This is a genomic window from Halorientalis litorea (genome assembly GCF_023028225.1).
In the GTDB taxonomy this organism is placed as follows: domain Archaea; phylum Halobacteriota; class Halobacteria; order Halobacteriales; family Haloarculaceae; genus Halorientalis; species Halorientalis litorea.
In genome coordinates, this window is the sequence record NZ_CP095482.1 from 1,358,064 (window position 1) to 1,379,986 (window position 21,923).

General features: G+C 68.6%; 24 protein-coding genes. 14 read left to right on the forward strand and 10 right to left on the reverse strand.

The window, feature by feature from the left end; all coding sequences use genetic code 11:
• The first annotated feature begins 15 nt into the window (after positions 1 to 15).
• Together MUG95_RS07280 and MUG95_RS07285 are read left to right on the forward strand one after the other, a co-directional pair.
• Positions 16 to 696 carry a class I SAM-dependent methyltransferase gene (locus MUG95_RS07280; protein WP_247010403.1) on the forward strand — a complete coding sequence of 227 codons (681 nt, stop codon included), beginning with the start codon at positions 16 to 18 and terminating at the stop codon, positions 694 to 696.
• Between the two features lie 132 nt (positions 697 to 828).
• Positions 829 to 1,827 carry an AI-2E family transporter gene (locus MUG95_RS07285; RefSeq protein WP_247010404.1) on the forward strand — a complete coding sequence of 333 codons (999 nt, stop codon included), beginning with the start codon at positions 829 to 831 and terminating at the stop codon, positions 1,825 to 1,827.
• Between the two features lie 66 nt (positions 1,828 to 1,893).
• Here the strand turns inward: MUG95_RS07285 and MUG95_RS07290 are convergent, their stop codons facing one another.
• On the reverse strand, positions 1,894 to 2,712 hold the full coding sequence (locus MUG95_RS07290) for a sulfurtransferase (protein ID WP_247010405.1): 819 nt from the start codon (positions 2,710 to 2,712) through the stop codon (positions 1,894 to 1,896).
• Positions 2,713 to 2,982: 270 nt separating this feature from the next.
• Here MUG95_RS07290 and MUG95_RS07295 point away from each other — a divergent pair, with 270 nt between their 5' ends.
• From MUG95_RS07295 to MUG95_RS07305, 3 genes are all read left to right on the forward strand, one after another.
• On the forward strand, positions 2,983 to 3,846 hold the full coding sequence (locus tag MUG95_RS07295; RefSeq protein WP_247010406.1) for a sulfurtransferase: 864 nt from the start codon (positions 2,983 to 2,985) through the stop codon (positions 3,844 to 3,846).
• 95 nt (positions 3,847 to 3,941) lie between these two features.
• Positions 3,942 to 4,454 carry an HPP family protein gene (locus MUG95_RS07300; RefSeq protein WP_247010407.1) on the forward strand — a complete coding sequence of 171 codons (513 nt, stop codon included), beginning with the start codon at positions 3,942 to 3,944 and terminating at the stop codon, positions 4,452 to 4,454.
• Between the two features lie 8 nt (positions 4,455 to 4,462).
• On the forward strand, positions 4,463 to 5,083 hold the full coding sequence (locus MUG95_RS07305) for a rubrerythrin family protein (protein ID WP_247010408.1): 621 nt from the start codon (positions 4,463 to 4,465) through the stop codon (positions 5,081 to 5,083).
• Between the two features lie 75 nt (positions 5,084 to 5,158).
• Here the strand turns inward: MUG95_RS07305 and MUG95_RS07310 are convergent, their stop codons facing one another.
• Both MUG95_RS07310 and MUG95_RS07315 read right to left on the reverse strand, forming a co-directional pair.
• Entirely contained in the window at positions 5,159 to 5,371 is a 213-nt protein-coding gene (locus MUG95_RS07310) for a YgaP-like transmembrane domain (protein WP_247010409.1), read from the reverse strand.
• A 31-nt stretch (positions 5,372 to 5,402) separates the two neighbouring features.
• Positions 5,403 to 6,416, reverse strand: coding sequence for an NAD(P)-dependent alcohol dehydrogenase (locus MUG95_RS07315; RefSeq protein WP_247010410.1), 1,014 nt, complete (start codon positions 6,414 to 6,416; stop codon positions 5,403 to 5,405).
• Positions 6,417 to 6,546: 130 nt separating this feature from the next.
• Here MUG95_RS07315 and MUG95_RS07320 point away from each other — a divergent pair, with 130 nt between their 5' ends.
• Positions 6,547 to 7,125 carry a magnesium transporter gene (locus MUG95_RS07320; RefSeq protein ID WP_247010411.1) on the forward strand — a complete coding sequence of 193 codons (579 nt, stop codon included), beginning with the start codon at positions 6,547 to 6,549 and terminating at the stop codon, positions 7,123 to 7,125.
• A complete protein-coding gene (locus MUG95_RS07325) occupies positions 7,126 to 7,683 on the forward strand; it encodes a magnesium transporter (protein ID WP_247010412.1) in 558 nt (185 codons plus the stop codon). It begins immediately after the preceding gene.
• Here MUG95_RS07325 and MUG95_RS07330 read toward each other — a convergent pair.
• A complete protein-coding gene (locus MUG95_RS07330; protein WP_247010413.1) occupies positions 7,680 to 9,785 on the reverse strand; it encodes a PAS domain S-box protein in 2,106 nt (701 codons plus the stop codon). The genes MUG95_RS07325 and MUG95_RS07330 overlap by 4 nt on opposite strands.
• Before the next feature lie 135 nt (positions 9,786 to 9,920).
• Positions 9,921 to 11,636 carry a PAS domain-containing protein gene (locus MUG95_RS07335; RefSeq protein WP_247010414.1) on the reverse strand — a complete coding sequence of 572 codons (1,716 nt, stop codon included), beginning with the start codon at positions 11,634 to 11,636 and terminating at the stop codon, positions 9,921 to 9,923.
• A gap of 115 nt (positions 11,637 to 11,751) precedes the next feature.
• Between MUG95_RS07335 and MUG95_RS07340 the strand changes: the two genes are divergently transcribed.
• Positions 11,752 to 12,804, forward strand: coding sequence for a nucleoside recognition domain-containing protein (locus tag MUG95_RS07340; RefSeq protein ID WP_247010415.1), 1,053 nt, complete (start codon positions 11,752 to 11,754; stop codon positions 12,802 to 12,804).
• Here the strand turns inward: MUG95_RS07340 and MUG95_RS07345 are convergent.
• Positions 12,801 to 13,697: a CBS domain-containing protein gene (locus MUG95_RS07345; RefSeq protein WP_247010416.1), complete on the reverse strand. Its 897-nt coding sequence runs from the start codon at positions 13,695 to 13,697 to the stop codon at positions 12,801 to 12,803. The two genes, MUG95_RS07340 and MUG95_RS07345, sit on opposite strands and share 4 nt — an antisense overlap.
• Before the next feature lie 86 nt (positions 13,698 to 13,783).
• Between MUG95_RS07345 and MUG95_RS07350 the strand changes: the two genes are divergently transcribed.
• Both MUG95_RS07350 and MUG95_RS07355 read left to right on the forward strand, forming a co-directional pair.
• Positions 13,784 to 14,713 (forward strand): lamin tail domain-containing protein, encoded by a 930-nt coding sequence (locus MUG95_RS07350; protein WP_247010417.1) that lies wholly within the window; start codon positions 13,784 to 13,786, stop codon positions 14,711 to 14,713.
• 64 nt (positions 14,714 to 14,777) lie between these two features.
• Positions 14,778 to 15,851 carry a molybdopterin-dependent oxidoreductase gene (locus tag MUG95_RS07355; RefSeq protein ID WP_372608197.1) on the forward strand — a complete coding sequence of 358 codons (1,074 nt, stop codon included), beginning with the start codon at positions 14,778 to 14,780 and terminating at the stop codon, positions 15,849 to 15,851.
• On the opposite strand, the gene MUG95_RS07360 is transcribed toward MUG95_RS07355, so the two are convergent.
• From MUG95_RS07360 to MUG95_RS07375, 4 genes are all read right to left on the reverse strand, one after another.
• Entirely contained in the window at positions 15,843 to 16,451 is a 609-nt protein-coding gene (locus MUG95_RS07360) for an HAD family hydrolase (RefSeq protein WP_247010419.1), read from the reverse strand. The genes MUG95_RS07355 and MUG95_RS07360 overlap by 9 nt on opposite strands.
• Positions 16,448 to 16,879 (reverse strand): RNA-binding domain-containing protein, encoded by a 432-nt coding sequence (locus MUG95_RS07365; RefSeq protein ID WP_247010420.1) that lies wholly within the window; start codon positions 16,877 to 16,879, stop codon positions 16,448 to 16,450. Before MUG95_RS07365 ends, MUG95_RS07360 begins: the two co-directional genes overlap by 4 nt.
• The gene (locus MUG95_RS07370) at positions 16,876 to 17,430 is read right to left on the reverse strand and encodes an AAA family ATPase (protein WP_247010421.1); all 555 of its coding nucleotides are present in this window, start codon (positions 17,428 to 17,430) and stop codon (positions 16,876 to 16,878) included. Before MUG95_RS07370 ends, MUG95_RS07365 begins: the two co-directional genes overlap by 4 nt.
• Positions 17,431 to 17,500: 70 nt before the next feature.
• Positions 17,501 to 17,692 carry a DUF7554 family protein gene (locus MUG95_RS07375; RefSeq protein WP_247010422.1) on the reverse strand — a complete coding sequence of 64 codons (192 nt, stop codon included), beginning with the start codon at positions 17,690 to 17,692 and terminating at the stop codon, positions 17,501 to 17,503.
• Positions 17,693 to 17,787: 95 nt separating this feature from the next.
• Between MUG95_RS07375 and MUG95_RS07380 the strand changes: the two genes are divergently transcribed.
• The 4 genes from MUG95_RS07380 (at position 17,788) to lysW (ending at position 21,868) form a co-directional block, all read left to right on the forward strand.
• Positions 17,788 to 18,468 carry a DUF4897 domain-containing protein gene (locus tag MUG95_RS07380; RefSeq protein ID WP_247010423.1) on the forward strand — a complete coding sequence of 227 codons (681 nt, stop codon included), beginning with the start codon at positions 17,788 to 17,790 and terminating at the stop codon, positions 18,466 to 18,468.
• A 243-nt stretch (positions 18,469 to 18,711) separates the two neighbouring features.
• Positions 18,712 to 19,959, forward strand: coding sequence for an argininosuccinate synthase (locus MUG95_RS07385; protein ID WP_247010424.1), 1,248 nt, complete (start codon positions 18,712 to 18,714; stop codon positions 19,957 to 19,959).
• 1 nt (position 19,960) lies between these two features.
• Positions 19,961 to 21,508 carry an argininosuccinate lyase gene (gene argH, locus MUG95_RS07390; RefSeq protein WP_247010425.1) on the forward strand — a complete coding sequence of 516 codons (1,548 nt, stop codon included), beginning with the start codon at positions 19,961 to 19,963 and terminating at the stop codon, positions 21,506 to 21,508.
• A 195-nt stretch (positions 21,509 to 21,703) separates the two neighbouring features.
• A complete protein-coding gene (lysW, locus tag MUG95_RS07395) occupies positions 21,704 to 21,868 on the forward strand; it encodes a lysine biosynthesis protein LysW (protein WP_247010426.1) in 165 nt (54 codons plus the stop codon).
• Positions 21,869 to 21,923 lie beyond the last annotated feature (55 nt).

A 21,923-nucleotide genomic window follows, 5' to 3' on the forward strand; every position in this document is an offset into this window, starting at 1 on the left:
CCGCTTCCCGTGGACATGGGCGCGCCAGAGGAGTTCGACCGGTGGGCGGCAGCGGGCCGCGACAAGGGCATGGAGGAGCGGCACTGGCACACCGCAAAGCACGCGCTGGCGCGGATGCCGGTCGAACCCGGCGACACCGTCCTCGATTTGGGTTGTGGGAGCGGCTACGCCGGCCGGGCACTCCGAGCGACCGAAGACGCGGGGCGGGTCTACGGACTGGACGCCGCGCCGGAGATGGCACGCAACGCCCGCGGCTACACCGACGACCCGCGGGTGACGTACCTCGTCGGCGACTTCGAACATCTCCCGCTCGCCACCGACAGCGTCGACCACTGCTTCTCGATGGAGGCGTTCTACTACGCTACCGACCCCCACGCCGCGCTCCGGGAACTCCGCCGCGTCCTCCGGCCGGGCGGCACGTTCTACTGCGCCGTGAACTTCTACGAGGAGAACGTCCACTCTCACCACTGGCCCGAGATGGTCGGCGTCCCGATGACTCGCTGGAGTGCGAGCGAGTACCGCGCGGCGTTCGAGTCGGCTGGCTTGCACGTCGCCGGACAGGACCGGATACCCGACCGGGAAACGGAGATACCGCCCGCCGATGCGTTTCCAACCGAAGACTGGGAGACACGCGCTGCCATGGTGGAGCGATACCGAGAGTTCGGCACTCTCCTCACTGTTGGCGTCGTCTGTTGACTTGGTTCCGACCCCCTAGTTTCGTATGCAGATGGCGGATAGTGAGAGTCGTCACCACACGACCGGAGTGGTATCGGCAGCGTGATATATCCCTCGGAAAGGGTTTTGCGTCACGGTCGAGTAGGTGGCGGTGTGCCACCGGACCGCCGCCGTGTGCTGCTCGTCCTGTTCAGTATCACGGCCGTCGTCGCGGCGGTCGTTCTCGCGGAAGTGATGGCGACGGTGTTCTTCGCCATCACCGTCGCGTACGTCCTCTATCCGGTGCGGCGGTGGTTGGTCACCCACGGCCGCTCCCGGCGGGTGTCGGCCGCAGTCGCGTCGCTCGTCGGCCTCGTGGCTGCGGTCGTCGCTATCGTCCCCATCTTCGGCGCGCTGTACGTGCGGCGGAGTTCGTTCCTCGAGTTCATCCGGAGTCTCCCCGCACAGGTGCCGGTGGAGGCGTTCGGGTTCGAGTACGTCGTCGACGTGAGTGACGCCTTCGTAACCATCCAGCGCGGCGTCACACAACTCGCCGTCGAACTGGCCAGTGCCGCGCCGGTGCTGGCACTGAAGGCGACGCTGTTCGTGCTGCTGGTGTACGCGCTCCTGTTACGTCCCCGTGACATCAGGCGGGCGGTGTTGGCACTCGTCCCGGCGGTGTATCACGACGTGGTACTCGCGTTCCACGAGCGGACGCGCGCGACGCTGAACGCGCTGTACGTGTTGCAGGCGGCGACGGCCTTCGCCACCTTCTGCATCGCCTACCCCGTGTTCGCCGTCCTCGGGTACGAGTCGTCGTTGGTTCTCGCCGTCCTCGCCGGCATCCTCCAGTTCGTCCCCGTCGTCGGCCCGAGTGCCGTCGTCGTCGCGCTCGCCGCCTATCAGGTCGTCGCCGGTGACACCGCCGCGGCAATCCTCGTGTTGACGCTCGGGTTGGTCCTCGTCGGGTTCCTCCCCGACGCGCTCATCCGGCCGCGCTTGGCGTCGCTGACCGCCGGGATGCCGGGAAGTCTCTACTTCGTCGGCTTCACCGGCGGCGTTCTCACCGTCGGTCTCGTCGGTTTCATCGCGGGTCCGCTCGTCATCGCGTACCTGCTGGAGGCGGGCGCGATTCTCAACACCGAGACCGGCGGCACGCCATCGGGGGAGTGAGAGCGAGGGTCGCTGCTCGCGGGTCACTCCGTTCCCCGCTCGCTGATTCGGCCTCGTTCCCTGCGGTCACTCGGCCTCGCCCTCACGTACTGCCCGCCCTTCCGCCTCCCACTCGGTCAGACTCCCCTCGTAGAAGGCGAGGTCGTCGTACCCGAGGTGCCGGAGGACGGTGTAGGTGTGGCTGATGCGGCGCGCGGTGTTGCAGTACAACAGTACCCGTCGGTCGCGAGTGATACCGCGTGCTTCGAGGACCGACTCCAGCGTCGCACGGGACTTGAGTCCCCGCGTCTCGTCGTCGACCAGTTCCCGCCAGTCCAACTGAACCGCGCCCGGGATGTGTCCCTCCTCGTACTCCCAGCCCTCCCGGGTGTCTACGATGACGGTCCGGGCGTCCTCCCCCTCGGTCGTCACGCGGTCGGAGACTGCCGCCACCTCGTCGGCGTCCACCAGCGGCGTGTCGGTGGTGGCCGGGTCGGACACCTCGTAGGTCGTCGGTTCGACGGCGGTGGCGTCACTCGTCGTCTCGTGTTCGAGTCGCCACGAGGAGAAGTCACCGTCCAGCAAGTGGAGCTTCGCCGGGTCGTGGCCGTACAACTCCGCGGTGACGAGAAAGCGAGCCGCGAAGACGCCGTGCATGTCGTCGTAGGCGACGACGTGGTCCTCGCGGGAGATGCCCGCCGCAGAACACAGGTCCGCGAACGCCTGCCCGCCGGGGAGCATCCCCGCCTCGGCGTCGTCGCCCGCCCGGAACTCGTCGAACGGGACGTTCACCGCCCCGGGGACGTGGCCGATGCTGTCGAACTCCCACGCGTCCCGCACGTCCACGACGGCAACCTCGTCCAACCGCTCGGCCACCCAGTCCGCCGGAACGACGACATCGCTCATAGTGACCCCTACGTGGCCGTCCGTTCAAACGTTTCCGTCTCGGCCGGTCGGAGGTGGAGGCAAGTGTTGCCACATGACCGCGAGCGAACCGGTCCACCGTCGCGTCCACCGGCTACAACGGCCCACGCAGTCTCTCCCGTGCCTGTTCCGGTCCTCGGCGACGGACCGCCGCAGAACCCGCGGCAAATTATGCCTGTATGGGGGATGAGAGGCCGAACGTGCCGCCACTCGTAGGACTATATGGCTGGTCGTCGTATGGATGGACGCACTATGACTGAGTACGCCAAAGACGTCCTCGTCTCACCGGAGTGGGTCGAGGACCGACTCGACGAGTTCCAGAGCGACGACCCGGCCCACCGACTGGTCGAGGTGGACGTGGACACCGAACTGTACGACGAGAGCCACGCCCCGGGAGCCATCGGCTTCAACTGGGAGACGGACCTGCAGGACCAGACGACTCGCGACATCCTCTCGAAAGAGGAGTTCGAGGAGCGGATGGGCAGCCACGGCATCAGCGAGGATTCGAGCGTCGTCCTCTACGGTGACAACGCCAACTGGTTCGCGGCCTACACCTACTGGCAGTTCAAGTACTACGGCCACGACGACGTGAAACTGCTCGACGGCGGCCGCGAGTACTGGGTCGAGAACGACTACCCCCTCACGGACGAGGGTCCGGACTTCTCGGCCGTGGACTACGAAGCCTCCGGCCCGCGCGAGTCAATCCGCGCCTACCGCGAAGATGTCGAGAACGCTATCGAGCGCGGCGTTCCGCTCGTGGACGTTCGCTCGCCCGAGGAGTTCTCCGGCGAGATTCTCGCGCCCCCGGGCCTGCAGGAGACGGCCCAGCGCGGCGGCCACATCCCCGGCGCGCGCAACATCTCGTGGGCCGCCGTCACGAACGACGACGGCACGTTCAAGGACGCCGACGAAATCGAGGCCCTCTACGCCGAGGAAGGCATCGACGGCGACAGCACCACCGTCGCCTACTGCCGCATCGGCGAACGCTCCTCGGTCGCCTGGTTCGCGCTCCACGAACTGCTCGGCTACGAGGACACCATCAACTACGACGGGTCCTGGACCGAGTGGGGCAATCTGGTCGGCGCGCCGATAGAGAAGGGCGAGGCCGACGACTAAACGAAGTGCAGGAGGCGGCCTCGCTCCCGACCACCACCGTTTCTTTCGGAACTGGACGAACAGTCACTTCTGTCTCGGACCACGACGGTCGACCGATGGAGACGCGCGTCGCCCGGGTGACCGTTCGTGCCACGGTCCTGTTGGCCGTGACGGCGGTGGTCGCCGTCGTCACCGGCCTGCCGTTCGTCTTCCCCAGTCTCGGGCCGTCGGCGTACGCGCTCGCCACCGCACGCGAGCGGGCAGTCGTCACGCCGGACGTGGTCCTCGGCGGGCACGCCATCGTGGTCGTCGCCGGCCTGCTCGCGTATCACGCGCTGGCACCGGGACTGACCGTCACTGCGGACCTCGGGGCGTTCTCGGTGCCGACGGCTCGCCTCGGGGCCAGCGGGGTGGTGTCAGTGGGGCTGACCACCGCCGGGATGCTCGTCACCGACCGAGTCCACCCACCGGCGTGTGCGACGACGCTCATCGTCGCGCTCGGCATCCTCCCGACGGTCCGTGAGAGCGTGGTCGTCCTCGTCGCCGTCGCCTGTCTCCTCGCGGCCGACGCCGCGACGACCGCACTCGCCGCCCGGGTGACGATGCTTACAAACCGGATGGCGGCGTAGCACAGTGTATGGACGCAGACGAGTTCCTCGACACCGTCCGGACCGACCGACAGACCGAACTCTCACGCCTCGGTGCCTCGAAGTCGCTGTACGCCGACACCGGCGGCGACATGGACGAGAATTCGGTGCTGGCGGCCGTGGCCGACAGTTTCCACCACGCCGCCGAGACGTTCGAGACGTGGGCCGACGAGGAGAGCGACGACGCGAGCGAGACGTTCGCGGACGCTGCCGACCTCGCGGGCGAGCAGTACGGCGTCCTCGCGGGCGAACTCGGCGACCACGACCCCGGCGAACCGCCGGCCATCCAGACGTACCTCCGGGACCTCGATACGACCGTCGAACGCCTCGCTGGGTACGTCGGCTGGGCACTCGTCACCGAGAAGAAGGTCGGACAGGCGGTCGGCTTCTTCGTCGGACAGGCCAGCCCACAGACAGCGAGCACCCTCCGTGACGTTCGTGATACCGTCGAAGGCACACTCGACGAGGGTGCGGCGGCAGTCGCCGCCCACGCGGACGGCGAGCGTTCCGACTTGGCGACGGACGCCGGGAGCGGTGCGGTCGGGGCGGCCTACGACGAGTACTTCGAGACGCTCGAATCGCTGGGCGTGAACCCCAAGCCCGTCTGCTGAGCTGTCGGCTCGGGCGGGAGCGGCACCACGCCAGCCCTGCGGCTACCGACGTGTGGCGCGGCCGTCGGACTCTGCTCACTCCTCGCTCGTCGTGTCGATGCCGAGCAGGGCGTTGCCGCCACAGAAACACGTCGTCGCGTTGAACCCGAACGCGAGGGCACCGACGGTGGCGAGTAGCCCCGTCGTCCGCTTCTCCTCCCGGAGCGCGCCGACTGCGACGACTGTCAGGACGACTGCGAGCAGTGCGCGGCCGATGCGGTCGATGCCGCCGACGTTCTTCGAGACCATACGACCGTTTGGGCGCGTTCTGTCTTAGTTCTCAGGGCACGAGGACCGCCCGACGCTCGATGTCACCGTGTTCGAGGCGGTCGTAGGCGTCGGCCACCTCGTCGAAGCCGACGCGCTCGATACCCGTATCGAGGCGGCCGTCGCGAGCGAGGTCCAACACGTCCCGGAGTTCGTTGATGCTCCCCCAGAAGACGTTGGTAGCGGTGAGTTCGCTCCCGAACAGCGGGTTGAACGAGAGTTCGAAGGAGCCGCCGCCGATGCCGACGATGTAGAGGTGGCCGCCGGTCCCGAGGACGTTCCCACAGGCCTGTAGCGTCTCGTCTTTGCCAACGAAGTCGATTGCGACGGCCGCACCGCCGCCGTCGCTCTCGCTGCGGACCACGCTCGGGAGGCGTTGGGTGGTCGTGTTCACCGTCACGTCCGCGCCCAGTTCGGCCGCGAGTTCGAGTTTCCGGTCGTCCACGTCGGCGGCGATGACCGTCGCACCCGTCATCGCCGCGAACTGGACGCCGTACTGTCCGAGGCCGCCGACGCCGACGATGACGACGGTATCGGCCGGGTGGATGTGCTCGCGGGCGCGACGCACCGCCCGGTAGGGCGTGAGTGCAGCGTCGGTCAGCGGCACGGCCGCCACCGGGTCCAACTCGGGGATGGGCAGGACGTACCGCGGGTCGGGCACCAGCAGGTACTCGGCGAGGCCGCCGTCGGTACCGATGCCCTGCCACGACATGAGGTTACAGAGTTGGTCCTCGCCGCGGGTGCAGACCCGGCAGTGGCCACAGCCCCACCCGCCGAAGACGGCGACGTCCGTCCCGGGTCCGACGTGGTCGACGCCCGCGCCCGTCTCGACCACCGTCCCGGTCGTCTCGTGGCCGAGCGTCTGTGGCGGCGTGAGTGGTAAGTCGCCGTCCATGATGTGCAGGTCGGAGTGACAGAGCCCACAGGCCGCAACCTCAACCAGCAGTTCGCCCGGCCCGGGGTCCGGGCGGGCGACCGTCTCGACCCGCAATCCCTCTCCGGGGCCGTGAAAACGAACGGCCTGCATCAGCGGTTCCCTCCGAGTGGCACCGAGTCGATAGCGAGTGACATAGCCGCGCCGTTAGGAGTGGGGCCACAATTGCCTTGCCCCGTTCTGTCGCGGTCATTTTTTGGTCCCCGGGGGCGTTGGCCCGCCAATGACCGTCGGCGAGGTGGCCCGCGAGGCCTACCGGGAAGCACTCCCGGTGTTGCTGGTCAGTGCCGTTGGTGGCCTGTTCGCGGGCGTCGTCCTCGGCGGGATGGAGGCGGAACTCACCGCCGTTCCCGGTCTCCTCTTGCTCGTTCCGGCCCTGCTGGCCACGCGCGGGAACGTCTACGGGTCGCTGGGCGCGCGCCTCGGGTCGGCACTCCATCAGGGGTTGATAGAGCCACGCTTTACCGGAGGTAACGAGCGACTCCGGGGGGCAGTCGCCGCCGCGATGGCGAACGGCGTCCTCGTCAGTCTCTTCGCGGCCGTCGCCGGGTTCACCCTCCTGTTCGTCCTCGCGCGGCCGGTCGCACCGCTCGGAACGCTCGTCGCCATCGCCGTCGTCGCCGGGTTCCTCTCGGGGTTCGTGCTGACGGCGGCCGTCGTCGGGGTGGTGTTCGTCGGGTACCGACGGGGCATCAACCCGGATACGCTGGCCGGACCAGTCGTCACCACGACGGGCGACGTAGTGGGTATCGCCATGTTACTGCTCGCTACGCGGTTCGTCCTCCTGTTGGGTGGCGTGTAGATGGAGTCGCGCTGGCATCCGTGGCACATCATGCGCACGATGCTCCCCGTGCTGCTGGTGCTGACCGTCATCGAGCTCGGGAGCGGCCTCGTCCTCGACAGTTTCGAGGCGACGCTACTTCGCTACCCGTCGCTGCTGGTCCTCGTGCCGGTCACCATCGGGATGGCGGGGAACCTCGGGAGCATCCTCGCGGCCCGTCTCTCGACGGTGGTCCACCTCGGCCTGCTCTCTTTCGAACCCGACGACGAGTTGCTGGTCGGGAACGCCGTGGCGACGGTGGCGTTGGCCGTCACACTCTTTCCCGTCGTCGGGGCCGGTGCGTGGCTGATTCAGACGGTCGTGGGTGGAACGGCACTCCCGCTCCACGCCGTCGTCGCCGTCGCGCTCGCCAGCGGTGCGGTACTCGCGCTGTTGGCCGTCGTCGTGACGCTGACGGCGACGTACGCCGCCTATCGGTTCGGCTTGGACCCGGACGACGTGGTGATACCGGTGGTCACGAACGTCTGTGACGTGCTGGGCGTGGTCGTCCTCGTCCTCGTGGTCCGCCTGCTGATTTAGGCCGACGGGAATCGGAGGACGACTTCGCCGCCGTCGTCGCCGCCGCGGAACTGTACGTCGCCGCCGGAAGCGGTGACGACCCAGTTGACGAGCCAGAGACCGATACCGGTCGCGTGTTGCAGTTTCGTCTCACGGCCGGCCGTCAGCACGTCCCGAACGTTGTCGGGAATGCCGGGTCCGTCGTCGGCGACGCTGAGGTAAACCCGGTCACCACCCCGGGTGACTCGGACCTTGACCGTGTCGCTGTCGGTGTGTTCGGCGGCGTTCTCCACGAGTTCGACGACTGCCACGGCGACGGACTCGACGGCGATGGCCGGCGCGCGTTCGGGCAGCGACGTTCGGATGTCCGTGCCGTCCGCGTCCGCGTCGGCGAGTGCGGTGTCGACAGCCGACACGAGGTCGACCTCGGACCGGTTGGTTCCGCCTCGCAACACCGACTGGGCGCGCTGGGCGTTGTCGCTCACCTCGGCGAGTGCCTTGGACGCGTCGAGAACTCGGTCGAGCGCGGCCAGTGCCCCGTCGTCGTCGACGGCGGAGGCGGCGTAGTCGGCGTTGGTATTCACGACGGTGAGTTGGTTGCGGACGTTGTGCCGAAGGACCCGTGAGAGGACCGAGAGCCGCTGTTCGCGGAGTTGCTGGTCCGTGATATCGCGGCCAGTTCCGGCCAGCCCGATGACGTTTCCGTCGGCGTCAGTCAGGTCCGTCCCGTTGAGTTCGTAGGGGATGCGCTCGCCCTGTTTCGTGAGGATAGCCGACCGCCTGACTTCGGTCGTCCCGTCGCGGTGGATGTTCGTTATCGCCTCGGCGATGTCCTCGCGGTCCTCCGTCGGGACGACTTCCAGTGCCCCCATCCCGTCGAGTTCCTCGTCGGTGTAGCCCGTCACTTCGCGGAGACGGTCGTTCCACCGCTGGAAGCTGCCAGCCTCGTCGAGGACGTAGAACAGGTCCGGTAGCGCGTTCAGGACGCTCTCGGTGAACTCCCTCTCATCCCGCAACTGCTCGCGGCGTGCGACCCGGTCGCTAATGTCCCGGACGACACAGACGATGCCGCCGTCGTCCAGTCGCGTGAGCGAGACTTCCTGCGGGAACGTCTCGCCGTCGGCGCGCTGGCCGGTCGCCTCGCCACGCCACCGTCCCGTGGCGGCGAGTTCCGACATCACGGTCTCCTCGAACCGCTCGCGCTCGTCCGGGCCGTAGCACTCCCGCCATTTCAGCCCGACCATCTCCTCGGGACGCTCGAACCCGTACACGTCGGCGTGGGCTTCGTTGACGTAACGGTACTCGTCGTCCTCGTCGAGAATCGCGATGCCGTCCATCGACCCCTCGACGGCCGTCGCCAGCCGGTCGAGTTGTGCCTGTCGCGTCCGCTGGTCGGTGATGTCCCGGAGGATGGCGGTGAAGAGGCGTCCGTTCTCCGTCTTACGCTCGCCGAACGAGATACCGAGCGGTATCTCGTGGCCGTCGCGATGCTCGCCGGGGAGTTCGATCCAGTCCCAGTCCAAACTGCGGTCGCCGCTTTCGAGGTACTGACTGATGGCGTCGAAGTGGCTCTCGTGGAACCGCTCGGGCATCATCTCGGTCAACTCGTCACCGACGACGGCCGCAGGGTCGTACCCCAGTACCGTCTCTGTCCCGTCGCTGGCGTACTGGATGGCGCTGTTCTCGTCGATGGTGACGACGGCGAACGGCGCGTTCTCGGTGAGTGCCTCGAACCGCGCTCGGACCGTCTCGTGAGCCGTCCGCGTCCGTGCCAATTCGACGGCGGCCTCGGCACGGTTCGCGAGCCGTGTCAGCCGGTCGGGACCGACCGCGGCCACCACGTCCGTCGCGCCAGCGGCCAGTGCGCGCTCGGCCACGCCGTCGGCCGGGTCGGCGAACACGAGGAGGGGGCGGTCCGGGTACGCGGCCGTGAGTGCCTCGACAGTCGTGCCGTCCTCGAAGTCGGTCACGAAACAGTCGACCGACGCCGTCGCTATCAGGTCGTGTACGTCGCCGATACTGTCGACCGCGGCGGCCGACAGCGAACCGGTGGTCAGGTCCGTCGCCGACAGCGCGGTGTCCACGAGACAGACCTCGATTCGGTCCGTGGACGTCTCCTGCATGACTACTGATACTGCTAAACCGATAAAGTATCTTCACGCTATTACGGGTCGTGAGTGGCCTCGTCGTGCTGTCTCGCCCACCGTCGCGAGAGTCCGAGGTCCTGTGGACTGCCCGTCCGGGACCTTGCTCGTCGGTCAGGCCATCGGGAACGAGAGGACGACTTCGTCGTCGGTCCCGTCGCCGCGGATGTGCAGGTCGCCGCCGGAGACGGTGACGACCCAGTTGACGAGCCAGAGGTCGATGTCGGTGCCGTGCTGGAGGGTCGTGTCGCGGCCGGCCGTCAGGACGCGCCGCTCGTGGTCGGGGATACCGGCCCCGTCGCTGACGCCGACGTAGACCCGTTCGGCCCCCGGTGTGATGCGGACCTTGACTGTCGGGTCCGAGTCGGCGTCTCTGGCCCGTTCGAGGAGGTTGCGGACGGCGACGGAGACGGACTCCGTGGCGATGACCGTGACACTTGGTGGGAGGCTCGTCCGGACCGTCACGCCGTCGAGGTCCGCGTCCTCGATAGCGGTCTCGACTGCCGCGACGAGGTCGATTTCGCCGCGTTCGGAGCGGTCGGTCCGGAGCACCGACTCGGCGAGTTGCGCGCTGTCGCTCACGTCGACGAGACTGCGCGACGCCGACATGATTCGGTCGAGCGCGGTGTGTACGTCGTCGTCGGTGGTCAGCGAGGCCGCATAGTCGGCGTTCGCCTGCACGACCGAGAGTTGGTTGCGGACGTTGTGTCGGAGGATGTTCGAGAGCACGGACAGCCACTGTCGCCGGAGTTGCTGGCTCGTGACGTCGCGGCCAGTCCCAGCGAGGCCGATGACGTTTCCGTCGGCGTCGGTCACCCACGTCCCGTTGAACTCGTAGGGGATGCGCTCGCCCTGTTTCGTGAGGACCGCGGCCCGCCGCGTTTCCGTCGTCTCCTCCCGGTAGATGGAACTCATCGCCGTCGCTATCTCCTCCCGGTATTCCGAGGGGATGACTTCGAGCGCGCTCATGTCGTCGAGTTCCTCGTCGGTGTAGCCCGTCACCTCACAGAGGCGGTCGTTCCAGCGCTCGAACGTCCCCGCCTCGTCGAGGACGTAGAACAGGTCCGGCAGGGCGTCCAAGACGCTCTCGGTGAACTCCGTTTCCTCCCGCAACTGCCGTCGCCGCTCCGTCCGGTCGGTGGTGTCCCGCACGACGCAGACGATGCCGCCGCGGTCGAGGCGGGCCAGCGAGAGGTCCTGCGGGAAGGACTCGCCGTCGGTCCGCCGGCCGACGGCGTCGCCACGCCACCACCCAGTCTCACGGACCGTCGGCATCACCGTCGTCTCGAACCGCTCGCGCTCGTCGGGCCAGTAACAGTCGCGCCAGTTCAGCCCGACCATCTCCGCCGGGTCGTCGAACCCGTAGATGGCCGCGTGTGCGTCGTTGGCGTACTGGTAGGTGCCGTCGGTGTCGAGAATCGCGATGCCGTCCATCGACCCCTCGACGGCACTCGCGAGCCAGTCGAGGCGCTCGTCGCGTCCGGCCACGGACTCGATGCGGTGGGCGAGGCGTGTGAGGCGGTCGGGTCCGACCGCGGCGACTACGTCCGTCGCACCGGCGGCGAGTGCCTGCTCGGTCAGTCCGTCCGCCGGGTCCGCGAACACGAGGACGGGCAACTCGCTGTCGGCCTCCATGAGTGCCGCCACGGTGGCGGCGTCGCCGCCAGTCACGAAGCACCCCGCCGAGACGTCCGTCGCCCACTCGCGTGCCGCGGTGGCACCGTCGACAGCGACGACGGACAGCGACTCGGCTGTCGCCGCCAGTTCGGCCGCCGCCAGCGTGGTGTCCACGAGACAGACCTCGATTCGGTCCGTGGACATTTCTTGCATACACCGTGGTATTGGTCGGCGAATGAAATAGTTTCCCGCTGTTACAGGTCGGCATCGGCCGTTCACCGCCCGAGATAGTCAGGGCTTTGCCGCCGAGTGCCGTACGTCGGTCCACATGGTCGCGGTTCCGCCCTCGCTGACAGCGGTCCTCGGGGAGGTGGCACTCCGCGTGCTGAAAATCGCCGTCGCCATCGCCGTCGGCGTCGGCCTCGCGAACGTCGCCATCGAGTTCGGTGCCGTCGACCGCATCACGGCACTGGCCAAACCGCTGACCCGCCCCGCGAACCTCCCGCCGGAAGTGGGGACGGCCATCTTGACGACCACGGCGTCACCCACCGCGGGCTACGGAATGCTCGCGGAGTACCGGGAGTCTGGCCTGCTCGACGACCGAGCGACGCTCGTGGCGGTGACGATGAACACCGTCTTCGGGTTCGCACAGCACATCTTCACCTTCTACGGCCCCGTCCTGATTCCCATCCTCGGGTTGCAGGTCGGCCTCATGTACGTCGGCGCGCGGGCCGCCATCGCGCTCTGCATCACGCTCACCGGCGTCCTCGCCGGGTTCGTCCTGCTCTCCGAGGAGAACGTCGACACCACCGTCGACGCCGACACGGACGCGCCGGGCGTCACGGACGGCGGGACGGCGGACCAACAGTCCGCCGACGACACGCCCACTTCGACCCGCGAGAAGTTCCGGGCCGCCGGGGAGTCGACCGTCGAGAAAGTGTGGGACATCCTCCCGCGACTCGCGGGCGTCTACGTCCTCGTGGCTCTGCTGGTGGAGTACAACGTCGAACTCGCCGCCGCCCTCACCGACGCCGCCGGCCGGCCGCTGCCCGACGTGGCGGCACTGGTGACGCCGCTGACCGGCGCGCTCGGCCTCCCGCCCGCCGCCGTCCCCGCCGTCGGCGTCTTCGCCGTCGACACCACCAGCGGCGCGGTGTTCATCGCCCCGCTGGTCGAGAACGGCACGTTCACCGCCCGCGCCGCCGTCGCCACGATGCTCGTCGGCGGCATCGTCTCCTTCGCCGTCTCGACGTTCAAACGCTCCATCCCCTTCCAGTACGGCATCTGGGGGGCGGAGTTCGGCTCGAAAGTCATCCTCGTCAACACGGTGTTGAAGATGGGGTTCATCGCGGTGGCACTCGCGGTGTTGTTGGTGCCTTAGGCCGTCTCGGGAATCGGGTCCGCGATGACGACGGCTTCGCCGTCGATGACTTCCCGGCCCTCGCCGTCGAAGACGGCCGTCGTCAGCCGGTAGCGTTCGTTCCCCAGTTCCTCGACCACCTCACAGATGGCGGTCACTCGGTCGCCGATGTCGACCGGCCCGAGGTAGCTCACGTCCTGTGAGAGGTAGACGATGAGGCCCGGCAGGCGGGCCAGCGCGGCACTGACGACGCCGGCGACCAGCGTGCCGTGGGCGATGCGGCGGCCGAAGCGGGTGCCCTCGGCGTAGTCGGCGTCGAGGTGGAGGCGGTTGGTGTCGCCGCTGGCGGCCGCGAAGGCGTCCACGTCCGCCCCGTCGAGGGTCTTCGAGAACCGCACCACGTCGCCGACGTCGATGTGGTCCGCGCGCTCGCCGACGCTCTCGAACTCCCAGTCGTCCTCCTCGTAGGCGGTATCGACGCGAGCGCGCTCGTGGCGTTCGGCACCGCTGGCCTGCTGGCCGGCGCGCCGGGTCAGGTGCGGGAGGTAGTACGAGAGGTCCGTCGTGGTGAGGATGCCGACGAGTTCGTCGCCGTCGGTGACGGGCAACTTCTTGATGCCGTGTTCGCGCAGGCGCTCGACGGCGAGTTCGAGAGATTCGTGGCGGTCGATAGTAATCGGCGGTGCGGACATGCAGTCCGCGGCGGTCACGCCCGCGGCGTCGTTCCCCTGTGCGAGCAGGCGGACCATGTCCGACTCGGTGACGATGCCGACGGGCGCGCCGTCGCGGACGACGACGACGGACCCGATGTCCTCCTCGAAGAGTCGCGTTGCCACGTCGGTCGCCGACACGTCGGGGCCGACCGTCGACACCTCGGGACTCATCACCTCGGAGATGGTAACGGGGACGAGCATTACTGTCTATACTCCGCACCATCGCGCCTATGTCTTTGGGTCCCGGGCCAGCGGATTGAAGTTCGCCCGCGCGAACCGGATAACGAGTGACTCGGACCCTCGGCGTCGCGGCCGTCGCGCTCCTCTGTCTCGTTAGCGGCTGTGCCGGTCTGCCAGTGGAATCACCGGGCGATGGGGGCGGCACGGACGAGACGGGGGCCGCCGACGGCGCGACGCTGTCCGTCTCCGTGGTCACCGTCGTCGACGGCGACACGGTGGAGGTGCGGTACGAGAACGGGACGACCGACACCGTCCGCCTGCTGGGCGTGGACACGCCCGAAACACACGTCGAGAACGACCCGGCGGAGTTCGAGGGCGTCCCCAACACCACCGCGGGGCGGGACTGTCTCCGGGAGGCGGGCCACGACGCCACCCGCTTTCTGACCGAGCGAACGCTGGGCGAGGACGTGACGCTCCGCCTCGACCCGCAGGCGGACCGCCGGGGCTACTACGGTCGCCTGCTCGCGTACGTCGTCCGGGACGGCGAGAACCTCAACTACGCGCTGGTCGCCACGGGTCACGGCCGCGTCTACGACAGCACCTTCGCCGAGTCCGAGCGGTTCTACGCCACCGAGGACACCGCGCGGGCGAACGCGACCGGTCTGTGGTCCTGTGCGACCGACGCGACGCCCGTCGCCGACGGGAGCGGCGGCCTCACCGTGGTCCGCGTCCACGCCGACGCCGCGGGCCGAGACGGGGAGAACCTGAACGACGAGTACGTCGTCTTCGAGAACCGCGGCGACGCGACGCTCGACCTCTCGGGGTGGACGGTCACCGACGCGGCCGACCACAGCTATCGGTTCCCCGACGGGACGACGCTCGCGCCCGGCGAGCACCTCACGCTCCACACCGGGAGGGGGGCCGACACAGCCAGTGACCGCTACTGGGGAGCCAGTTCGCCCGTCTGGAACAACGACGGCGACACCGTGACCGTCCGGGACCGGAACGGGACGGTGCGGGCGGAGCGCGGGTACTGACCCGCTCGGTGCGGCGTGGACCGTGCGAGTCAAGCACACGGAGCCCGTAGCACGGGTAATGCGCGTGGCACTCGCGCGACTGGCACCGCCGCCGCGACTGGTGGACTGGTCTATCCTCGCTCTCGTCGGCTTCGAGGTCGGGTCGGGACTGGTGAGTCTGACCGTCGGGACGCCCGACGGTGCGTGGCTGTTCGTCCTCCACGCCATCGCGGGGTTCACGCTGGTCGGCCTCCTCCTGTTCAAGTTCCGGCGGGTCCGCCACCGGGTGACCGACACCGCACGCTGGGACGGCGGCACGCCCGTCTCGATACTGCTGGGAACGCTCGCGCTCGCCGCGCTCGGTACCGGCGTCGTCTGGGCACTCGCCGGCCCGGTTCGAGTCGCGGGCTGGCCGCTCCTGTTCGGCCACATGGTGCTCGGCGTGTCGGTCGTTCCCGTCCTGCTGTGGCACCTCAGACACCGCTTCCGCCTGCCCTCGACAGCGGGCGTCGAGGCACGGCGGACGAGCCTCCAGTACATTGCCCTCGTAGGTACCGGCGCGCTGGCGTGGCGGGTACAGGGTGCCGTGAGCGACGCGCTCTCGCTGCCGGGAGCGGACCGGCGGTTCACGGGGTCGAAGGAGGACGGGAGCGACGCCGGCAACGAGTTCCCCGTGACGAGTTGGGTCGCCGACGACCCCGACCCCATCGACGCCGGCGACTGGGCACTCTCGGTGACCGGCGAAGTCGAGCAGCCGCGGTCGGTTACGTACGATACCCTCGTCGGAACCACAGTCGGCGAGGAGCGCGAGCGCGCCACGCTCGACTGTACGAGCGGGTGGTACTCGGACCACGACTGGCACGGCGTCCGGGTGGGTGACCTGCTCGACCAAGTGGAGCCGACAGACGAGGCCCGGTGGGTCAGGTTCCGGTCGGTCACGGGCTACCGGTGGAGTCTCCCGCTCGAGGAGGCCCGCGACGCCTTGCTCGCCACGCACGTCGACGGGGAACCGCTCTCGCACGGCCACGGCTATCCCCTGCGATTGGTCGCACCGGGGCGGCGCGGCTTCCAGTGGGTCAAGTGGGTCGACAGCGTGGAACTGACGCGGCGACAGGACCTCGGCCAGTGGGTCGCAATCCACGTCAGCGGCCTAGGCTAGGGCGTCGAGCGTCTTCCAGAAGTTCGGCCCCGACTCCTCGTAGTGTATCGGGACGAACCCGGCCGCGCGGGCACCCTCCACGTCGCGCTCGTAGTCGTCGCCGACCAGCACGTACTCGTCGGCGGCGACGCGGTCACGGGCCAACTCGAAGGGCGCGGGGTCGGGCTTGCGCGCCCCGGCCTCGGCGGCCGTCACCACCGTCTGTATCGGCAGGTCGTGGGCCGCGATGCGGTCGAGCGTCCACGCCCGGTCGCCGTTCGTGAGGACGCCGAGGTGGGCGTCGGTTCCCAGCGTCGCGAGCGCGTCGTGCGCGCCTTCCGGCACACGCATCGCGTCCGCGTCCGCCGCACGGAGTGCCGACAGCAGGTCGTCTATGGTTGGGTTGCCGTCGGCCTGCGCGGCGACGGCGGCCATCCCGGCCCGGTGTGGTTCCGGGTCGAGGGCGTCGGCCCGCGCCGCGAACGCCTCGAAGTAGGCCGTCACGAGGGCGTCCGGGGCCGCCCCGAGTGTCTCGTCGAGAGCCGTCCGGACCACGGCTTCGCGGGAGTCGGTGCGCGTGAGGAGCGTCCCTTCGAGCGCGAAGAAGACCGCCGTCGTCATCGGTCGTCGCCGCTGGCGTCGTCCAAGTCGACGGGGCGGCCCTCCTCCGTCGGCGGCGCGACGTGTTCGATGTACGTCGCCACGTCGGGTTCCTCGACCCGAACGCGAACGTGCAGGTCGCCGAGTTCGCTCGGGTTGCCGACGGCGAAGGTGACCACGTCCTCGAAGGCCGCCTGCTTCTTCAGGTCGAAGGCGAGCGTGTCGCCCTCGCGGTTCTCGAGGAACACGTTGCGGGCGGCGTCGAGTATCTCCTGTCTGTGGAGGTGTTCGGAGAACGCCTCCAAGTCGTGGGTCTCGGCGAGGAGTTCACCCGGCCGTTCCTCGATTTCGGCGTTCGGGAAGAGGTTCAGTATCGCGTCGCGGACCCGTTCGGTGACCTCGGTGTCGTTGACCGGGGCCGTCACCTGAACGTCGACGCTGTATATCATGCTTCGAGCGCGCCAGGTCCCTCTCGCACGAGCGCGCGTATCTGCTCGCGGAACCGGTCGAGGCTGTCGGTGTTCTCTATCGTCACGTCCGCCCTGTCCATCACTTCGCCCATCCCGAACCCGAGTTCGCGCTCGTCGCGTTCTTCGAGGCTCTCGGTGTCCGGGTCGTCGCGGCCCCGGTCGTCGAGTCGCTCCCGTCGCGTCTCGAAGGGGGCCTCGATACTCACGAGGACGAACTCCTCGCCGAACCGCTCGCGGAACGCGTCGAGTTCCACGTCCGACCGGAGGCCGTCGACGAGGACGGTGTCGGCGTGGTCGAGTTCGGATTCGAGCATCGGGAGGGATCGCTGTGCGACGGCGGCGGGGCCGTCCTCCTCGCGGAGTCGCTGTGCGACCTCGCCGTGGTGCTGTGCGGGGTCCAACCCCCTGTCGCGGCACTCCTGCCGGATGACATCGCCCATCGTCACGACGGGGATGTCGAGGTCGCGCGCGACGGCGGCGGCCTCACCCTTGCCACTGCCCGGTAACCCGACGGTCCCGATGACGGTCATTGCCCCGGAGTAGTCGGGAGCCGCGCTTAAGGGCTGTGGCTCGCGGGGAACCGCTCGGCCCGTAGCCGCCTCAGATGCGGTCGAGGAAGTAGAGGACGATGAGGACGACGATGAGGAGGCCGAGCACCGGCTGGAGGGGGCCGAGCAGGCCGGCGACGAGTTCGAAGAACTCGCCGACGATTTCCAGCACTATCCAGACGACGACTAACAGGAGCACGATTTTCAGCAGGTCGTCGACATCGAGTGCGGCACGACTGTCCATGGCTATCGGTCCGTCGGGTGACGTGAAAGGGGTTGTGGCCCGGCAACAAAGGCTATGAAACGGGGGACGAAACCCAGTACTCTTCTGCACCACACATGTTCGACACAGACCACGCCGTCGCCGGAATCGTCGTCACAGCACTCCTCCTCGCGGCGGTCGGCCCCGTCGGAGCGGCGACACAGGAGACACCGACCGAGGGGGTCGATATCGCGCTCGACGCGAACGGAACGGCCGAGGTGACGCTGGTCCTCACCTACGACCTCGGGAGCGAGACCGAGCGCGACGCGTTCCGTGACCTCGCGGACGACCGGGCCACCAAAGAGCGGTTCACGGAGCAGTTCCGGACCCGGATGAGCCGGGTCGCACGCGACGCCGCGAACGAGACCGGGCGCGAGATGCGCGTCACCGACGCGTCGCTCTCGACTCGAACGGCCGAGAACACGGGCGTCGTCGAGCTGTCGGTCACGTGGGAGGGACTGGCGGCCGTCACGGACGACGACGTGACCGTCACGGAACCGTTCGCGAGCGGGTTCGAGTCCGACCGGCCGGTCCGGGTCGTCGCCCCGGACGGCTACGAGTTGACGAGCGTGACACCCGAACCGACCGCGCGGGACGACGCGACGGCGACGTGGGAGGCCGGGACGACTCTCTCTGGGTTCGAGGTAGTAGCGACCCCGACGACGGACGCGAGTTCCGGGGGCGGTTCCGGGTTCGGTATCGCGGCGGCCCCCCTGTCGCTGGTCGCGCTCGCCGCACTCGCCCGGCGGAGACGGTAGCCGACGCGTCTCGGAAGGTTTTAATAGACGACTCCGGTTACTTCCGGGTACATGACGCGGACCCGGCAAAGCGGTGTACAGGCAGTCACGAGCCGCGTGTCCGCCCCGACCTTTCTCCGACGACGCCGACGACCGGGCCGTTAGGCCCGCCTACATTCCCTTTCATCGTACAGTTGTCCAGTCTCGAACCGTCCACCCACTGGTTCCGGACGGCCACGAACCACCCTACAACACACACCACACATGCCAGCTACCGACGACACGAACGGAACGGTCGCGCTCGCCTTCTCGGGCGGGCTCGACACCACAGTCTGTGTACCGCTGCTGAAAGAAGAGTACGGCTACGACGACGTCATCGGCGTCACCGTCGACGTCGGCCAACCCGAAGAGGAGTTCGACGAAGCCGAGGAGACGGCGGCGGCACTCGGCCTCGACAGCTACGTCGTGGACGCCAAAGACGAGTTCGCGGAGTTGTGCCTCGACGCCGTGAAGGCCAACGCCACCTACCAGGGCTACCCGCTCGGGACGGCACTCGCCCGGCCGGTCATCGCACAGGCCATCCTCGACGTGGCCGAAGAGCAGGGCTGTACCGCGCTCGCCCACGGCTGTACCGGGAAGGGGAACGACCAGTTGCGCTTCGAGACGGTCTGGCGGGACTCGGACCTGAACGTCCACGCGCCCGTCCGCGAACTCGGCCTGACCCGCGAGTGGGAACAGGAGTACGCCGCCGAGAAGGACCTGCCCGTCGAGGGTGGAGACGGCGGCCGCTGGAGCATCGACACGAACCTCTGGAGCCGGTCGGTCGAGGGGTCGGAACTCGAAGACCCCGCACACGTCCCCGGGGAGGAGATATACGACTGGACCGCCGAACCCGGCGAGGAGGACGCCGAACTGCTCGAACTCACCTTCGAGCAGGGTGAGGCCGTCGCCGTCGACGGCGAGTCGATGGACGCCGTGACCCTCATCGGCCACCTCAACGAGCGCGCCGGTGCCCACGGCGTCGGGCGGACCGACACGATGGAGGACCGCATGCTCGGGCTGAAGGTCCGGGAGAACTACGAACACCCCGCCGCGACGGTCCTGCTGGCCGCCCACGAGGCTCTCGAAGGGTTGGTACTCACGAAGGAAGAGCGGAGTTTCAAGCAGGGCATCGATCAAGAGTGGGCGGAGAAGGGCTATCAGGGCCTCGTGAACGCGCCCCTGTTCAGCGCGCTGGAAGGGTTCATCGAGGAGACACAGCAGCGCGTGACCGGCACGGTGACGGTCAAACTGCAGGGTGGACAGGCCCAGCCGGTCGGCCGCGAGAGTCCCTACGCCTGCTACGCGGAGGGGCAGGCCTCGTTCAACACCGAGGCCGTCACCGACGACATCGAACAGGCCGACGCGACGGGCGTCGCCAAGTACCACGGCTTCCAGGAGCGGTTGGCGAACAAGGTGACCGAGGCCGCCGACGACGCCGCGGCCGACGCGGGAATCATCGACTACGAGTGATATGACCGACGGACCCACGGACGGCGGGGCAGACGGGGCCGACAGTGGCGAGTCCGGCGACGTGGTCCGCCGGGACCGCTTTTCGGGCGGTCCCGCCCGTGGGTTCCTCTCCTCGCTCGCCGACGACGAGCGCATCTTCGCGGCGGACCTCGCCGTAGACCGCGCCCACGTCGTGATGCTTGCCGAGCAGGGTATCGTCGACGAGGCGGACGCGGGCGCGATTCTGTCCGCGCTGGACGACGTGGAGGCGGCCGGCCACGACGCGTTACCCGACGGGGAGGACATCCACGCCGCCATCGAAACGGCGGTCATCGAACGGGTCGGTCCCCGGGGTGGACGGATGCACACCGCCCGCTCGCGCAACGACGAGGTGGCGACCTGTATCCGATACCGTCTGCGCGGGGACCTGCTCGACGCCGTCGAGACGGTGGTCGGGGCACGCGAGGAACTGCTGGCGGCGGCGCGCGACCACACCGAGACGGTGATGCCCGGGTTCACCCACCGCCAGTACGCACAACCGACCACGGTGGCGCACTACCTGCTGAGTTACGAGCGCGCACTGGCCCGGGACACGGAGCGGTTGCTCGACGCCTCCGACCGGACGAACCGCTCGCCGCTGGGTGCGGCCGCGTTCGCGGGGACGCCGTTCGACATCGACCGCGAACGCACGGCTGCGTTGCTCGGGTTCGATTCCGTCCTCTCGAACTCGATGGACGCCGCCTCCGCGCGGGACTTCTTGCTGGAGGCGACGACGGCACTCTCGAACCTGACGACGACGCTCTCGGGCCTCAGCGAGGACTTCGTGGCGTTCGCCAACGACGACTACGTGACGCTCTCGGACGACTACGCCTCGACGTCCTCCATCATGCCCCAGAAGAAGAACCCGGACACGCTGGAGTTGGTCCGGGCACGCGCGGGCGACGCTCACGCGGCGGTGTCGGGCCTGCTGACGACACTGAAGGGGTTGCCGCGCGCGTACAACCGTGACCTCCAGCGGGCCACCGGGCACGGGTGGGCGGCGGTCGATTCGGCCGTCGAGGCGACCGAAGTCGCGGCCGGTGCGGTGGCGACGGCCGAGTGGAACGACGACGTGCTGGCGGCGGAGGCCAGTGCCGGGTTCTCCACGGCGACGGGCGTCGCGGACCTGCTGGCGAAGGCCGGTGTCCCCTTCCGGACGGCACACGAGGTGGTCGCGCTCGCGGCCGAGCGGTCGGTCGACCCCGGCTACGAGACGCTGGCGGCGGCCGCCGAGGAGGTACTCGGCGAGTCGCTGTCGGCGTACGTGGAGCGCGAGGAGAGCGAGACTTCGGAGGCGGCGAGCGAGGCGGGGCAACTCGTGAGCCGCGAGGCCGTCGAGGCGGCACTCGACCCGGCCGAGAGCGTCGCGAGTCGCGACTCGGCCGGCGGTCCGGCACCCGCTGCCGTCGAGGTGCAACTGTCGGCCGCCGAGGACGGCATCGCGGCGGCCCGGGAGGAACTCGGGGGACGGCGCGAACGGGTGGCCGACGCCGCCGAACTGCTCCGCGAGGAGGTGGCCACGTATGTCTGAGCGACGACGGCGCGGGCGACCGGTGGCGGTACCACCACCATCCCCGCGAGGGGATTAATTACCAAATTCATGATACAGAAATCGTGAAACGTCCCGATGTTCGCTCTTGACGTGCTTAGACGGTAGTTTGTGTCGTTAACTTTCTTCGACAATTCCGAAGGGTTTAAGTGCGAACGACCGTGAGGTGGGAGTACCATGACGGACTGCATCGAGTGCGGGGCCGAGGTGTCCCTGCACGACGACCTCGAAGTCGGAGAGATTGTCGACTGTGCGACCTGCGGTGCGGAACTGGAAGTCGTCGACACGGACCCCGCGGTGCTGGAGACGGCCCCCGAGCTGGAAGAGGACTGGGGGGAGTGAACGTGTCGACGGGCGACGGGGCTTTGGCCGCGACGCGCGGCCGGTGGTAGGATGA

What these genes read in the sequence shown, in the direction of transcription:
- MUG95_RS07385 (WP_247010424.1), top strand. Translation starts at nt 18,712, where the DNA reads ATGCCAGCTACCGACGACACGAACGGAACGGTCGCGCTCGCCTTCTCG.
- MUG95_RS07330 (WP_247010413.1), bottom strand. Translation starts at nt 9,785, where the DNA reads ATGCAGGAGACGTCCACGGACCGAATCGAGGTCTGTCTCGTGGACACC.
- MUG95_RS07360 (WP_247010419.1), bottom strand. Translation starts at nt 16,451, where the DNA reads ATGACGACGGCGGTCTTCTTCGCGCTCGAAGGGACGCTCCTCACGCGC.
- MUG95_RS07340 (WP_247010415.1), top strand. Translation starts at nt 11,752, where the DNA reads ATGGTCGCGGTTCCGCCCTCGCTGACAGCGGTCCTCGGGGAGGTGGCA.
- MUG95_RS07335 (WP_247010414.1), bottom strand. Translation starts at nt 11,636, where the DNA reads ATGCAAGAAATGTCCACGGACCGAATCGAGGTCTGTCTCGTGGACACC.
- MUG95_RS07310 (WP_247010409.1), bottom strand. Translation starts at nt 5,371, where the DNA reads ATGGTCTCGAAGAACGTCGGCGGCATCGACCGCATCGGCCGCGCACTG.
- argH (WP_247010425.1), top strand. Translation starts at nt 19,961, where the DNA reads ATGACCGACGGACCCACGGACGGCGGGGCAGACGGGGCCGACAGTGGC.
- MUG95_RS07320 (WP_247010411.1), top strand. Translation starts at nt 6,547, where the DNA reads ATGACCGTCGGCGAGGTGGCCCGCGAGGCCTACCGGGAAGCACTCCCG.
- MUG95_RS07345 (WP_247010416.1), bottom strand. Translation starts at nt 13,697, where the DNA reads ATGCTCGTCCCCGTTACCATCTCCGAGGTGATGAGTCCCGAGGTGTCG.
- MUG95_RS07365 (WP_247010420.1), bottom strand. Translation starts at nt 16,879, where the DNA reads ATGATATACAGCGTCGACGTTCAGGTGACGGCCCCGGTCAACGACACC.
- MUG95_RS07295 (WP_247010406.1), top strand. Translation starts at nt 2,983, where the DNA reads ATGACTGAGTACGCCAAAGACGTCCTCGTCTCACCGGAGTGGGTCGAG.
- MUG95_RS07305 (WP_247010408.1), top strand. Translation starts at nt 4,463, where the DNA reads ATGGACGCAGACGAGTTCCTCGACACCGTCCGGACCGACCGACAGACC.
- MUG95_RS07300 (WP_247010407.1), top strand. Translation starts at nt 3,942, where the DNA reads ATGGAGACGCGCGTCGCCCGGGTGACCGTTCGTGCCACGGTCCTGTTG.
- MUG95_RS07325 (WP_247010412.1), top strand. Translation starts at nt 7,126, where the DNA reads ATGGAGTCGCGCTGGCATCCGTGGCACATCATGCGCACGATGCTCCCC.
- MUG95_RS07370 (WP_247010421.1), bottom strand. Translation starts at nt 17,430, where the DNA reads ATGACCGTCATCGGGACCGTCGGGTTACCGGGCAGTGGCAAGGGTGAG.
- MUG95_RS07280 (WP_247010403.1), top strand. Translation starts at nt 16, where the DNA reads ATGGGCGCGCCAGAGGAGTTCGACCGGTGGGCGGCAGCGGGCCGCGAC.
- MUG95_RS07375 (WP_247010422.1), bottom strand. Translation starts at nt 17,692, where the DNA reads ATGGACAGTCGTGCCGCACTCGATGTCGACGACCTGCTGAAAATCGTG.
- lysW (WP_247010426.1), top strand. Translation starts at nt 21,704, where the DNA reads ATGACGGACTGCATCGAGTGCGGGGCCGAGGTGTCCCTGCACGACGAC.
- MUG95_RS07380 (WP_247010423.1), top strand. Translation starts at nt 17,788, where the DNA reads ATGTTCGACACAGACCACGCCGTCGCCGGAATCGTCGTCACAGCACTC.
- MUG95_RS07290 (WP_247010405.1), bottom strand. Translation starts at nt 2,712, where the DNA reads ATGAGCGATGTCGTCGTTCCGGCGGACTGGGTGGCCGAGCGGTTGGAC.
- MUG95_RS07315 (WP_247010410.1), bottom strand. Translation starts at nt 6,416, where the DNA reads ATGCAGGCCGTTCGTTTTCACGGCCCCGGAGAGGGATTGCGGGTCGAG.